This window comes from Vibrio ishigakensis, assembly GCF_024347675.1.
In the GTDB taxonomy this organism is placed as follows: Bacteria; Pseudomonadota; Gammaproteobacteria; order Enterobacterales; family Vibrionaceae; genus Vibrio; species Vibrio ishigakensis.
Map to the genome: position 1 here is coordinate 588,533 of NZ_AP024881.1, position 14,848 is coordinate 603,380.

A 14,848-nucleotide genomic window follows, 5' to 3' on the forward strand; every position below is an offset into this window, starting at 1 on the left:
GTCGTAGAGAAGAATACTTTCATCCCTAAATATAAACAAATTAAAACTAAAAGCAGCAATACCTATAAGACTGATGACTAAAAGATTTTTACTAATCCAAACAGCGTATCTATCCATGATTCTTTGTTTGTAATTCCTTTTCTTCAGTCTATATCAGAATCGAAAACAGAGACACTGCTTTCTATGCAAACGTTTACCGTGACCCACCCCTCAATTCATTCATCAAACCTCTAGAACAAGTATTTACTTGGCTCATTTTGGGCGTCAGATCTTACCTTGGGAGAGAATTCATATGTTACATTTCTTGGTGTAAACGTTTTCAATATCGTTGCAATTACAATAACAAAGAGATGACACACATGAAGAAACAAATGGTAAGAGGTATGGTAGCCGCTGCAGTAAGTGCGGCCTGCCTAGGGAATGTCGCATTTGCCGGTGAGTTGAAGGTGTGGGCTTGGGACCCTCATTTTAACGTCGCCATCATGGAAAAAGCGGCCTCTGAGTTCGAAGCAAACAATGAAGGCGTTGATATCCAGGTTATCGACTACGCTAAAGCCGATATCGAACAAAAACTTCATACCATGCTGGCTTCAAGGGTTACCTCGGAACTGCCTGATATTGTGCTGATTGAAGACTATAACGCACAGAAATACCTTCAATCTTATCCTGGTTCTTTTGAGAAGCTGACGGGTAAGGTGGACCACTCTCAATTTGCTCCTTATAAGGTAAACCTTATGACCATGGGCTCGGATGTTTATGGGGTACCTTTTGATTCAGGGGTGACTGGTCTTTACTACCGCACCGATATTCTTGAAAAAGCAGGCTTTAAAGCTGAAGACCTGCAAAACATTACCTGGGATCGTTTCATTGAAATCGGTAAGGTGGTTAAGGAAAAAACTGGCATTTCTTTCGCCGTATATGATCCGTCTGATATGGGGCTAGTGCGAGTAATGCTTCAATCGGCGGGCTCTTGGTATTTCAACGAAGATGGTTCGTTGAATATCGAAGGCAATAAGGCGCTAGAAAAGGCGTTATCGACCTATGCTGAGCTCTTCACCTCCGGCATTACTAGACCTAACTCTGGCTGGTCTGAGTGGGTTGGTGCTATCAACAGTGGCCGCGCGGCAACGATCACTACAGGTGTGTGGATCACAGGTTCTGTTAAGGCCGCGAACGATCAACAAGGCAAATGGGCGGTTGCACCGACTCCGCGTCTCGATATCGAAGGCTCGAAGAACGCCTCTAACCTTGGTGGTTCTAGTTGGTATGTTTTGAGCTCCTCTAAAAACAAAGATGAAGCAATTAAGTTCCTTAAGGATACCTACACCAACAACCCAGCTTTCTATGATGAAATCTTGGTAGAACGTGGTGCGGTTGGTTCCTATGCAGCTTCTAAAGACTCTAAGGGCTATCAGCAGCCGCAAGAGTACTTTGGTGGGCAGGAGGTGTTCGCTGAGTTCTCTGAGTGGATGCAAGAGATCCCATCTGTGAACTATGGCATGTACACCTATGAAGTTGATGCGGCCTTGGCGGCACAACTGCCAGCCATTATGCAAGGTGCGCCAGTTTCTGCATTGCTGACTAATGTTGAGCAAGAGCTGAAATACAGCATTGCTTACTAAACTCCTTCTCTAAATTTATGAACAAAAGGTCTCAGCCGCAGCTGAGGCCTTAGTGGTATCTCTATGACGAGTCATGTAGAAACGCCAGAGCTCATCCAGCCCAAGAAAAAGAAACAGCGTCAGAGCTTTCATCGCTTTTACGATATCAATGGCTGGACCTTTGTTTTGCCAGCCGTTGCCTTGGTTGGCCTGTTTATGCTGTATCCGATTTTGGACAGCCTTTGGATGTCGCTCCACTCTGGACGTGGGGTAGTAACCCGCTTTGTCGGGCTTGGCAACGTTGAGCGTCTGTTTAACGACCCTGTGTTTATCAAGGCACTGACCAATACCTTTATCTTCTTAATCGTTCAGGTGCCGATAATGATCTTGCTGTCGCTGATCTTATCCTCTTGCTTGAATCAACCGAATCTCAAATTTCGAGGCTTCTTTCGCCTCGCAATCTTCCTGCCGTGCGTAACCTCGCTGGTGGCTTATTCGATTCTGTTCAAGAGCATGTTCTCTCTGGATGGCATTATTAATTCATCTTTGATGTGGGTGGGGATTATATCTGATCCGATTCCATGGATGACAGACCCGTTCTGGGCCAAGGTGATGATTATCATCGCCATCACTTGGCGTTGGACCGGCTACAACATGATCTTCTATCTCTCAGCGATGCAAAACATAGATAAATCCATCTATGAGGCGGCTAGAATCGAAGGGGTGAGCCCGACCAAGCAGTTCTTCTTTATCACAGTGCCACTGTTGAAGCCGGTGATCCTGTTTACTTCTATTATGTCCACCATAGGCACATTGCAGATATTCGATGAGGTCATGAACATGACACAAGGGGGACCCGCGAACGAGACTCTGACGCTGTCGCTCTATATCTACAACCTGTCGTTCAAGTTTGTGCCTAACTTTGGTTATGCGGCCACGGTTTCTTACGTGATTGTATTCTTCGCGGCTATCTTGGCGTTCTTACAATTTAAAGTGGCGAAGGACAAGTAACCATGAATCGATATCAAATCTCCAAAATCGGTATGTACGTGCTTTTGTCAGTGGCGGCCTTTGTCTCTCTGTTTCCATTTCTATGGATGATCATCTCGAGTACCAATACCACTTCTGAGATCAATATGGGGAAGTTCAGCTTTGGACCACATCTTATTGAAAACTTCATTAAGCTCAGTGAGATGGTGAACTTGCCTCTTGTCCTCTACAACACGGCCAAGATAGCGATTATCTCTACCGCACTGACCTTGCTCATTTCATCAATCGCAGGTTATGGCTTTGAGGTGTATAAGAGTAAGCGCCGTGACAACCTCTACAATGCTTTGCTATTAACCATGATGATCCCGTTTGCGGCCCTTATGATTCCATTGTTTAGCATGATGGCGAAAGCTGGGCTTCTAGATACTCATGCTGCGGTGATTCTGCCGACCGTTGCCTCGGTATTTATCGTGTTCTATTTCAGACAGAGTACTAAGGCGTTTCCTCGAGAGCTCATTGATGCTGCGCGCGTAGATGGGGTAAGCGAGTGGCGCATCTTCTTTTTCATCTATATGCCAGTAATGAAATCCACCTATGCAGCGGCCTTTATCATAGTGTTTATGACCTCATGGAATAACTTCCTTTGGCCTTTGATAGCGCTCCAATCACCGGATCTTAAGACCATTAACTTGGTTCTATCCTCATTGTCATCATCCTACTTTCCTGATTATGGGGTGATCATGGTTGGCACTGTATTGGCGACTCTACCGACACTGGCTGTGTTCTTTTTGATGCAAAAACAATTCGTTGCTGGACTGACAGGCTCAGTGAAATAGGATCTAACATGAAGACTTTTAAGCAAATTATCGAATCTAGAGACTGGGAAAATCAGCAGGTTTTTGACATCAACAGATTGCCAGCCCACGCTCCACTGAATTCCTACTCGAGCACAGAGCAGGCATTGGTGAAAGGGCTATCAGACCGTCAGCTAAGTCTAAATGGCGAATGGAAGTTCATGTTGTTTCCCCAGCCAGAGCAGGTGCCACACCAAGTGATAGAGCCCGGCTTGGATGAGAGCGACTGGCACAAGATGCAGGTGCCAAACAACTGGCAAACTCAAGGCTTCGATAAGCCTATCTACACCAACGTTAAGTATCCGTTTGAAAACCAACCGCCATATGTACCGAGTGACAATCCAACCGGTGTTTATCGCACCCAGTTTGAGCTTCCACAAATTTGGCAAGAGCTAGACACGCGCATCATCTTTGACGGTGTGAACTCTGCATTCCATCTCTGGTGTAACGGTTTTTGGGTAGGCTATAGCCAAGACAGTCGCTTGGCAGCTGAATTCGATCTCTCTCCTTATCTCAAAGAGGGCACTAACCAAATTACAGTAATGGTTATGCGCTGGAGTGATGGCTCGTATCTTGAAGACCAAGATATGTGGTGGCTGAGCGGGATTTTCCGTGACGTAACCTTATTGGCAAAACCAAAGCAAAGTATTGCCGATGTATTTGTGCAGACCGAACTAGACGCCTGCTACCGAGATGCTTGGCTAAAGGTTGAAACTATTCTTACTCAATGTAGTGACAAGCATAAGGTCTCTATTCAACTGTTTGATCGAGACGGCAGTGAAGTGACTAAGGCTGATGTGCAACCTACCGCTACGGTTCTCGCTGACGAAAGAGGACGCTGGAAGGATAAAGCTCAGCATAGACTTTATGTTGAGAATCCAAAGAAATGGAGTGCTGAGGCACCGAATCTTTACACCTTGATTGTGAGTCTTGTGGACGGAGATGGAGTGCATGTCGAGTCTGAGTCCTATCGCGTAGGCTTTAGAGCGGTAGAGATAAGCGATGGCTTATTGAAGCTCAACGGGAAACCGCTTCTTATTCGCGGCGTGAACCGCCATGAGCATAATCCGCATCGAGGCCATACCCTGACTCGAGAGGATATGATTCAAGATATCAAGCTTATCAAACAGCATAACTTTAATGCTGTGCGCGCTGCCCACTATCCCAATCATCCTTTGTGGTATCAACTCTGTGATGAATATGGTTTATACGTGGTAGATGAAGCCAATATCGAGACTCATGGCCAAGAGCCTATGGGGCGCTTATCTAATGATGCGAGTTGGCTGAATGCCTATATGGCACGCATGACTCGCATGGTTGAGCGCGATAAAAACCACGCTTGTATCATTGTCTGGTCCCTAGGCAATGAGTCTGGGCTAGGTACCAACCATCATGCTATGTATCAGTGGACCAAGCAGCGAGACTTGAGCCGACCCATCCAATATGAAGGCGGCGGTTCTCAATCCGCAGCGACCGATATTATCTGCCCAATGTATCCGCTGGTGGAAGGGGAGCAACGCTACCCTGATGTCGGAGAGCCAGATTATCTCAAGCCAGGCATCAAATGCTGGATCAGCCTGCCAAACGAAGAGCGCCCACTTATCATGTGTGAATACGCTCATGCCATGGGTAACAGCCTTGGTGCTTTTTATAAATACTGGCAGGCGTTTCGTGAGTATCCTCGCCTGCAGGGTGGCTTTATCTGGGACTGGGTTGATCAGGGCCTAGAAAAAGTCGATGAGCAGGGCAATAAGTATTGGGCCTATGGTGGTGACTTTGGTGACACCATCAATGACAGACAGTTCTGCATCAACGGCTTAGTATCTCCCGATAGAACGCCACACCCTAGCGTGATTGAAGCGAAAAAGGCGCAGCAGTTTATTCAGTTCAAGCTTATCGAAACCCAGCCCCTGACCATCCAGATGCAGAGTGAGTACCTGTTTGAAACCATTAAAGACCAGCGCCTTGTTTGGCAACTGACCGAAGACGGGGTGGTCATTGAAAGTGGGGAGCTTGAGGTAGAGATTGCGCCTGAAGGGTATCAGCTCACTACCTTGCTAAAAGAGCTTCCTAAGCCTAAACCGAATAAAGAGTATCACCTGAATCTCGAGGTAAGCCTGTGCCAAGACCTTGCTTGGGCTGATGCAGGTTTAACCACCGCATGGGAGCAGTTCGAGCTGCCGGGTTGTGCAAGCCTAGAGCTATCGCATAAGGCTGAAAATAAGGCTCCTAGTTTGGCTCCGCTTGATGGTATTAGCCGAATTGAGGGGAAGGACTTTGAGGTTGAGTTTGACGCACAGTCAGGTCTTCTGACTAAGTGGGTTGCCAACGGAGAGTCTAAGCTAAACTCTGCCCCAGTGGACAATTTCTACCGAGCACCTATCGACAACGATATCGGCACTAGTGAAGCGGACAAGATGGATCCAAATACCTGGCTCGCTATCTGGAAAACAGCGGGTGTGATGGATTTAGAAAGACGATGCACTAGCTTCAATGCCCATCAGCTAAATGACTGCTGTCTGGTTGAGTCACGCTTTGTGTATAGCGCTCATGGGCGTGATGTCATCGCGAGCCAATGGCGTTATCGAGTTGATAATAAAGGTGAAATCGAAGTCGATGTGGAAGTGAATATCGCTCAAGGTATGCCTAGCCTTCCTAGAATAGGGATGGAATTCACAGTCAGTGACAAGGCTTCCGAGGTACACTTCTTTGGTAAAGGGCCACACGAAAACTATCCAGACCGACAGCTTTCTAGTTGGGTTGGGCAGCACCGTCAGAGCATAGAAGAGATGCATACCGATTATGTATTCCCAAGTGAAAATGGTCTGAGATGCGATGTGAAACACGCCAAGCTAGGTGGATTAGAGTTAGCGGGTCGTTTCCATTTCGCGGTGAGTCGATATAGCCAACAAAACCTAACCCGGGCTCTGCATATTAATGAGCTACAACCTAGCGACGAGCTGTATGTTCGCGTAGATGGTTTCCATATGGGTATAGGTGGTGATGACTCATGGAGTCGCAGTGTGCATGATGAGTTCTTGCTCAAACAGAAACAGTACCGCTATCGCGTAACCCTAAAATAAGAACAAATCCCTTTAGGGGATACGAGGAACAAATTAATGGCTGATATTAAACTGACAAACCTAGTCAAAGCCTACGGAAAGACAGAGATTATTCATGGTGTTGATCTAGACATTAAAGATGGCGAGTTTGTGGTGTTCGTAGGCCCATCTGGCTGTGGTAAGTCGACCCTGCTGCGTCTTATTGCTGGCCTTGAGGAGATCACCTCTGGCACGCTCGAGATAGACGGCGAGGTTGTAAACCATGTGGACCCAGCCGAGCGCGGCATCGCCATGGTATTCCAGACCTACGCCCTTTATCCGCATATGACGGTTGAGGAAAACATGGGCTTTAGCTTGCGTATGAATGGTGTCGATAAGGGCATAGTACATACTAAGGTGGTGGCAGCGGCCAAAGCCCTGCAACTGGAAGAGCTTCTGAAGCGCAAACCAAAAGAGCTTTCTGGTGGTCAGCGTCAGCGCGTAGCCATTGGTCGAGCCATAGTTCGAGACCCTAAGGTGTTCTTGTTTGATGAGCCTCTTTCTAACCTAGATGCCGAGCTGCGCGTAGATATGCGCTTGCAGATAGCCTCGCTTCATGAAGAGCTGAAAAACACCATGATCTATGTAACCCACGATCAGGTGGAAGCGATGACGCTGGCCGATAAGATCGTGGTGCTACGTCTGGGCAATATTGAGCAGGTAGGTTCTCCACTAGAGCTATACAATAGTCCAGCAAACGAATTCGTAGCCGGCTTTATCGGCTCACCTAAGATGAACATAGTGCCGGCAACGGTAGTGGAAGTATCTAACAGTGCGCTGACTATTCGCACTCCAGATCAGCAGGTATTTACTATCGAGGCTGATACTACGGGCATTAGTGAGGGCGATAAGGTGAACTTTGGTGTGAGACCTGAGCACTTGTTTATCGACAAAAAAGGTGAGCACACACTTCACTTTACTACCCATGCGGTGGAGCGTCTTGGCAACAGTACCTATCTATTTGGCCAAGTGGGTGGCTATGACAACTTCAAGGTGCATGTCGGTGGCGATATGGATGTGAAGCGTGGCGATGAGCTAGAGCTTAACTTTGACCTAAACAACTGCCATCTATTCTCTGATGGCAAATGCATTACCAATCTGTAATTAAAGGGGCATTGTGCCCCTTTTTTGTTTCTTGAGAATTCAAATGTCTGATTCCCTACTGCAACTCAATAGCCAATCCACCTCATTAGTCATCAAGCTTAAACCTGCTCCAGAGATCCTCTATTGGGGCGGTCGGCTTATGGAAATGTCCGATCCTAGTAGCTTGTTCAAAACCCAAGATAGAGGAGTGATGCAGGCAAGGTTAGATGTGGATGTGCCAGTAACCCTTTGCCCCGAGATAGGCCGAGGTAGCTATGGCAGTTCAGGCATAGAAGGGCACAGACACGGAAAGGATTGGGCACCTCAGTTTAACTATCAAAGCCATACACACAATGGCAGTGAAGCTGAGATTAACTGCCTTGATGAGGTGTCTCAGCTCAAACTCAGTATCTTCTTAAGGCTTGATGATGTAAGCGGTGTGCTGAGTAAAAAGATCACCCTGACCAATCAAGGTCAAGAGACGTATCAGCTAGACAAAATAGCACTTACTATTCCACTGCCGTATCGTGCCAAAGAGCTAGAATCCTATTCAGGACGCTGGAGTCGTGAGTTTCAATCGAACAGACAAACTCTAGATCACGGGTTGTTTTCACAAGAGAACCGACGTGGCCGAACCTCCCATGAATACTTTCCTGGATGTTTGTTAGGAAGCGCTAACTTTTCACAGCAGGTTGGTGAGGTGTGGGGCTTTCATCTCGGTTGGAGTGGCAACCACTTTTGGCGAGCAGAGGCGAAAAGTGATGGCAGGCGATTTGTGCAAAGTGGTGAGCTGTTGATGCCAGGTGAGGTTAGCCTTGATGGTGGACAGAGCTACGAAACACCTACCTTGTATGCAAGTTACAGCGATAAGGGCATCAACGGTATCAGACAAGCTAACCATAGCTATGTGAGGCAACATCTACTTCAGTCTGAACCAGATAAAGTGCGGCCTGTTCATCTCAACACTTGGGAGGGAATCTATTTTGACCATAACCCTGCTTATATCTGCCAGATGGCAACCAAGGCTGCAGATATCGGCGTTGAGCGATTCATCATAGATGATGGCTGGTTCAAGGGGCGAGACCATGACAGGGCGGCGCTTGGAGACTGGGAATTGGATACGAAAAAGTATCCAAATGGACTGACGCCGGTTATTGAGCATGTAAACAATTTAGGGATGGAGTTTGGCATCTGGGTGGAGCCTGAAATGGTCAATCCTGATTCTGATCTTTATCGCAGTCATCCTGAGTGGGTGCTTGCCGATACGCGCTATCCATTGGTAACCGGGCGCAACCAACTGGTGCTAGATCTGCAAAATACAGATTGTTTTGATTATCTCTATTCACGATTAGATGCACTGCTTTCAGGGCACAATATCGGTTATCTAAAGTGGGATATGAACCGTGAACTTCAGCAAGCCAGTCACGATGAGAGTGCCGCTATCCATGGGCAGACACTCGCAGTATATCGCCTGTTGGATAAGCTACGAGAAGCACACCCAGATGTAGAGATAGAGTCTTGTTCATCAGGTGGAGGGCGCATGGACTATGAGATCCTAAAGCGTACCCATAGATTCTGGAGCTCCGATTGCAATGATGCCCTAGAGCGCCAAACCATACAGAAGAACATGAGTATCTTCTTCCCAACAGAGGTGATGGGAGCGCATATCGGCCCACATCATAGCCATACCACCCGAAGACAACATCACATTAATTTGCGTGGAATTACTGCTCTGTTTGGTCATATGGGAGTGGAGCTGGATCCGGTGAAAGAAGGGGAACAGGAGCAAGCGGGCTTTGCGCGCTATATACGAATGCACCAGAGGTTTAGAACCCTGCTTCACTCAGGAAATAGCTTCCATCTGGATAGCAGTGATAGCTCTCGTAATGCCTATGGGGTGTTTGATGAGAGCCAAGTGCTATTAGCGGTTTGCCAAAAAACGATGCCAGAGTACATGCTTCCAGAACCCATTTTGCTCTCTATGCTCGATGAGAACGCACGCTATCGGGTGGAGTTGGTGGACTTTCCGATGCAAAGCATCAGCTTAATGAAGCGCCAGCCAAACTGGGTGCAGGCGCTTATGGGTGGTGAGGTGCTAGAGGTAAGTGGCAGTGAGCTTAAACACCTTGGTTTGACCCTACCTATTCAGGATCCAGAGACCTGCTTATTGCTTCACTTTCAAAAGCTTTGATAGGCATTAGCCCCAATTTCTGGGGCTAAACCAATTTAAATCTTTCCCAGCGACGAGAGCGCCAGCGAAACGCCATAACGATTCCTCTTGCCCACTCGTCAGCTGCGATTGCCAGCCAAGCGCCAATCGCACCCATACCAAAGTGAATACCGAATAGGTAAGTCAGCGCTACTCCAAGCCCCCACATGCTTACAATGCCCGCTTGAACTGGGAACTTCACATCTCCGGCCCCTTTTAGGGCTGAGATAAAGATGAGGTTAAATACTCGTCCCCCCTCTAGCAGGATAGAACCAAGCATCAGACCTGCCGCTATCTCGATAACCTCTGGGTTATCGGTAAACAGACTCAATATTGGCTGGTGGAATAGATAGAAGATGGCACTGATGGAGACCGACGCAATAAAGCCAACGATGAAGTACTTCTGCACCTTACCTAATATGGTGTCGTTCCATCCTTTACCTACGAAGTAACTGGTCTGTATCTGGCTCGCTTGGCCTAAAGAGACAGAGAAGGTAAAGGTAAGCCTTGCAAGGTTCTGCGCATAGGTAAAGGCGGTGAGTGAGGCCGTTCCCATCTGCACCACAAAATAGACGATCACCATCTGGGCTAGGTTATAAGAGAGCACCTCACCAGCATTCATAACCCCAATGCGTAGGATCTTTTTATAGGTATCCAGTGCAACCAGGCGTGCTCTGTCTATCGCCGGTTTCAGCTGCTTCTTACCAAGGAGGATCCACAGTGAGATTGCCCCTAGCAATTGGCTGACAACGGTCACTGTCGCCACACCTGGCACGCCATATACAGGCAGACCAAATGGAGAGTAGAGCACACAGTAGTTACCAATGACATTCAGAATGCCGAAGATAAGGTTCACCACCATAGGTGAGCGCGAGTAGCCGTGGCTTCGCATTATGGTGGAGAAGACCACGCTCATGGTGACAAAGCCTGCACAACTACCACTGATGATCAGATATTGATAGGCGTAGGTTTGAACTTGAGGCTCCAAGCCAAACAGCCCAACTATATTTTCTGCAAACAGGAAGAAACTGCCTCCCAATAGCAGTGCCACAGCCACACCTAATACTACACTTGCGATCCCCACCTCGCTTGAGTCCTGCTCTCGTCCTGCTCCGTTATATTGGGCGATAAGGATGCCAGTACCTGTGCTCACCATCATGGATACAATGATGATAAAGAAGCTGATAGGTGCGATAACCCCGACTGCAGATACAGCAAGATCCGAATATCCGCTGAGCATAAATACATCACTGGTATTGAGCGCGTTGCGTAGCAGGGCTTCAATAAATATTGGCCAAGTAAGGGTCACAATATTCATTCGCTTGTTCATGGATGAGTTTGAGGCGGACATAGTGTTAACTCGATTAGTGGGCTCGGGATTATAGCCACCTTCTAGGAAAAAATGCACTGTCTATGGGGGCATATCTCATTTTTAATTACTACTTATGTAAACGTTTACATCTTATCGGCTTGATCACGGTTTGAGTTGAGGAAAGGTTGCTACACTGAACCTTAGTTAATCAGCCTTATTTGGATAAAGGGAGCATGAAAATGTTTACCCAAAACCGGTTTGGCTTGCTTACTTGCAATCCAATTAGAGAAGTTTAGATGTCAAAGATTGAATTTGATCCTGTGGATCACCCGCACAGGCGTTTCAACCCATTAATAGGTCAGTGGATCTTAGTCTCCCCACATAGAGCGAAGCGCCCATGGAGTGGCCAGGATGAGAAGCCTCCGGTGCAAGAGACGCCTTCTTATGATGAGAACTGTTTCCTATGCCCAACTAACTCCCGTATCTCAGGGGATGTAAATCCGGATTATCAGGGCACCTATGTGTTTCAGAATGATTTTGCAGCTCTAATGCCAGATACACCGGACGCACCGGAAACCACCAACCCTTTATTTAAGGCGCAAAGTGCTAGGGGGTTAAGCCGAGTAATCTGCTTCTCTCCAGACCACAGTAAAACCCTGCCTGAACTTCCACTTGAGAATATTCGCGCTGTTATCGATACCTGGAATGAACAGATAGAAGAGCTCGGAAAAGAGTACCTTTGGGTGCAAGCATTTGAGAACAAAGGGGAGGCGATGGGATGCTCACAGCCTCATCCTCACGGCCAAATCTGGGCAAACAGCTTTTTACCTAATGAGATTGAACGCAAAGATAAGCTACTTAAAGGGTATCAACAGCAACAGGGTTCTAATCTGCTGGTGGATTATGTCAACGCCGAACTTAAAGATGGGCAACGCACAGTAGTAGAGACAGAGCACTGGCTTGCAGTCGTCCCGTATTGGGCTTCATGGCCTTTCGAAACCATGCTTCTGCCTAAAGCCCATATCCGCCGTATGAGCGAATTATCCGGAGATCAAAAAGACGACTTATCCGTTGCGATTAAGAAGCTGACTAGCCGCTATGACAATCTATTCCAATGCTCTTTCCCATACTCTATGGGTTGGCATTATGCACCGTTTTTTAAGCAGGGAGAGGATATAGAGCACTGGCAACTGCACGCCCTGTTTTATCCACCGCTTCTGCGCTCCGCTACTATTCGTAAATTTATGGTGGGCTATGAGATGTTGGCTGAATCTCAGCGTGACCTGACAGCAGAGCAAGCCGCGAAGCGTTTGCGTGATTTAAGCGATATTCATTACAAAGAACAAAAATAGAGACTAAAACGATGGAACACTTGATTGATGCGGTAAAAACCTCTTTTTCACAAGTCATTGACGAGGATGCAACTCATATATTCCAGGCTCCTGGCAGGGTCAACATTATTGGTGAGCATACCGACTATAACGACGGCTTTGTCTTGCCCTGTGCCATTAACTATCAAACGGTGATTGCCGCCTCTAAACGAGACGACAACCTAGTTAAGGTGGTTTCGGTAGATTATGGCAATGACGTCGACGAGTTCGATTTAACTCAAGAGATTGAATTTCAACCAAATAAGATGTGGGCGAACTATATTCGAGGTGTGGTGAAGTTCCTTATTCAGAGAGGCTATAAGCTCGGTGGAGCGAATATCTCGGTAAGCGGGAATGTGCCACAGGGAGCCGGGCTTAGCTCTTCTGCTGCCCTAGAGGTGGTGGTAGGGCAGACATTCAAAACCCTGTATCAGCTAGATATTTCTCAAGCAGAGATAGCTTTGAATGGCCAGCAGGCAGAGAACGAGTTTGTGGGATGTAACTGCGGCATCATGGATCAGATGATTTCAGCGGTCGGTCGAGAGAATCATGCGATGCTTCTGGACTGCCGTTCCCTAGAGACTGAACTGGTTTCAATGCCAGAGGCTTTGTCTGTGGTGATCATTAATACCAATAAACAGCGTGGTTTGGTCGACAGTGAATACAATACTAGGCGCCAGCAATGTGAAGAGGCGGCAAGAATCCTTGGGGTTAAGGCGCTAAGAGATGCGGATATGGCGCTATTCGATGCCAAACTGCCGCATATGAGTGAGGTTGTAGCCAAGCGAGCTCGTCACGTTATCACAGAGAACGAACGTACATTGGAAGCGGCAAAGGCATTGAAAGAGAGGGATTTTTCTCGTCTATCGGAATTAATGGAGCAATCTCACGCTTCTATGCGAGATGACTTTGAGATAACGGTAAAAGAGGTGGATACTCTGGTAGATATGGTCGCTAAGGTTGTCGGTCGCCAAGGTGGCGTGCGCATGACAGGTGGCGGTTTTGGCGGCTGTATTGTGGCCTTGGTACCGCCTAGTTTGGTAGAGACCATAGTCACAACAGTAGAAGCAGAATATGAAGCTGCTACTGGTCTAAAAGAATCCATTTATATCTGTCAGGCAAAAGACGGTGCAGGAGAAGTAAGGTAAAGCAATATGACAACCCCACAATCTAATCTAATGCAGAGTATGACTCAGCACCTGGCCAGCGATGGTCTGCCGGCCAAGGTGTTTCAACTTAAAAATGCCAACGGGGTAGTTGCCACCTTTATGGATCTTGGAGCAACCTGGCTCAGCTGTCAGGTGCCAGTAAAGGGAGAGATGCGTGAAGTGCTTCTCGGCACCGATACCTTGGAAAAAGTGCAACAGAGTCATGGCTTTCTTGGTGTGACTGTGGGGCGTTATGCCAACCGCATCAATAAGGGTCAGTTTGAGATCGATGGCGAATCCTATCAGGTGCCAGTAAACACAAGCGGGCATGCTCTACATGGTGGCAAAGAGGGCTTTGATAAAAGGCGCTGGGTTGTAGAGTCTGCCAGTGAACAAAAAGTAGTGTTCTCTTTGGTATCACAAGATGGTGATCAAGGTTTCCCTGGCCAGCTGATGGTACTTCTTACCTATGAGCTTACCGACAATAACCAGGTAGAGATCCATTATCGCGCTAAGACTGACAAGCCAACCATAGTAAACCTTACCAACCATGCCTATTTTAATCTGATGGGTGCAGAAAGTGGTGAAGATTGCTTGAGTCATATCTTGAGTATCAACGCCGAACAGTATCTGCCTATCGCTGATGATGGCATTCCGTTAGGAGAGCTAGATTCAGTACAGGAGACCAGCTTTGATTTTCGAAGCCCTAAGTTGGTGGCACAAGACTGGCTTTCTGAGCAGCAGCAGGTTCAGGTCTCTGGATATGACCACTCGTTCTTGCTCAATAGAGACTGCTTAACTGGGGAATGTGCGGCTACCGTGACCTCGCCAGATAGCTTGCTAACTATGAAGCTATTCACCACCAAGCCTGCTGTTCAGCTGTACACGGGCAACTTTGTGGCGGGTAACCCAAACCGCAGTGGTGGAAAATATGAGAATCACTCAGGCCTAGCCCTTGAGACCCAATATCTTCCAGATAGTCCTAATCATCCACAGTGGCCTCAAGGGGATATTGTATTGAGACCAGATGAAGAGTATTTCCACTCCACCATCTATCAGTTCGTGGTAAACGCTTAGAACCTCAAAGCTCGCAAACCTTGCGAGCTTTTTTCTTTCCTTTCAATTGCTTGGAACTAGCACGATTTTGTTAGATCGGTAACAAAACTAGCATTAACTGCTA

General features: G+C 47.3%; 10 protein-coding genes. 9 read left to right on the forward strand and 1 reads right to left on the reverse strand.

Annotated elements, in window-relative coordinates; all coding sequences use genetic code 11:
* Nucleotides 1-359: 359 nt before the first annotated feature.
* The 6 genes from Pcarn_RS02805 to Pcarn_RS02830 all read left to right on the forward strand — a co-directional run bounded on the left by Pcarn_RS02805 (nt 360) and on the right by Pcarn_RS02830 (nt 9,820).
* Nucleotides 360-1,622 (forward strand): ABC transporter substrate-binding protein, encoded by a 1,263-nt coding sequence (locus tag Pcarn_RS02805; RefSeq protein ID WP_261834885.1) that lies wholly within the window; start codon nt 360-362, stop codon nt 1,620-1,622.
* Between the two features lie 63 nt (nt 1,623-1,685).
* Nucleotides 1,686-2,612: a carbohydrate ABC transporter permease gene (locus Pcarn_RS02810; RefSeq protein ID WP_261834886.1), complete on the forward strand. Its 927-nt coding sequence runs from the start codon at nt 1,686-1,688 to the stop codon at nt 2,610-2,612.
* Between the two features lie 2 nt (nt 2,613-2,614).
* Nucleotides 2,615-3,427 carry a carbohydrate ABC transporter permease gene (locus Pcarn_RS02815; protein WP_261834887.1) on the forward strand — a complete coding sequence of 271 codons (813 nt, stop codon included), beginning with the start codon at nt 2,615-2,617 and terminating at the stop codon, nt 3,425-3,427.
* Between the two features lie 8 nt (nt 3,428-3,435).
* The gene (locus tag Pcarn_RS02820) at nt 3,436-6,528 is read left to right on the forward strand and encodes a beta-galactosidase (protein WP_261834888.1); all 3,093 of its coding nucleotides are present in this window, start codon (nt 3,436-3,438) and stop codon (nt 6,526-6,528) included.
* Between the two features lie 36 nt (nt 6,529-6,564).
* Nucleotides 6,565-7,650 carry an ABC transporter ATP-binding protein gene (locus Pcarn_RS02825; protein WP_261834889.1) on the forward strand — a complete coding sequence of 362 codons (1,086 nt, stop codon included), beginning with the start codon at nt 6,565-6,567 and terminating at the stop codon, nt 7,648-7,650.
* A gap of 43 nt (nt 7,651-7,693) precedes the next feature.
* Nucleotides 7,694-9,820: an alpha-galactosidase gene (locus Pcarn_RS02830; protein ID WP_261834890.1), complete on the forward strand. Its 2,127-nt coding sequence runs from the start codon at nt 7,694-7,696 to the stop codon at nt 9,818-9,820.
* A 25-nt stretch (nt 9,821-9,845) separates the two neighbouring features.
* Here Pcarn_RS02830 and Pcarn_RS02835 read toward each other — a convergent pair whose 3' ends face one another.
* Nucleotides 9,846-11,189 (reverse strand): MATE family efflux transporter, encoded by a 1,344-nt coding sequence (locus tag Pcarn_RS02835; RefSeq protein WP_261834891.1) that lies wholly within the window; start codon nt 11,187-11,189, stop codon nt 9,846-9,848.
* Between the two features lie 257 nt (nt 11,190-11,446).
* On the opposite strand from Pcarn_RS02835, the gene Pcarn_RS02840 reads away from it, so the two are divergent.
* The 3 genes from Pcarn_RS02840 to galM are packed head-to-tail and all read left to right on the forward strand — an operon-like array spanning nt 11,447 to nt 14,745.
* Nucleotides 11,447-12,502 (forward strand): UDP-glucose--hexose-1-phosphate uridylyltransferase, encoded by a 1,056-nt coding sequence (locus Pcarn_RS02840; protein WP_261834892.1) that lies wholly within the window; start codon nt 11,447-11,449, stop codon nt 12,500-12,502.
* 11 nt (nt 12,503-12,513) lie between these two features.
* Complete coding sequence (galK, locus tag Pcarn_RS02845; protein ID WP_261834893.1) at nt 12,514-13,668, forward strand: galactokinase; 1,155 nt, start codon at nt 12,514-12,516, stop codon at nt 13,666-13,668.
* Between the two features lie 6 nt (nt 13,669-13,674).
* Nucleotides 13,675-14,745, forward strand: coding sequence for a galactose-1-epimerase (gene galM, locus Pcarn_RS02850; RefSeq protein WP_261834894.1), 1,071 nt, complete (start codon nt 13,675-13,677; stop codon nt 14,743-14,745).
* Nucleotides 14,746-14,848: the final 103 nt, after the last annotated feature.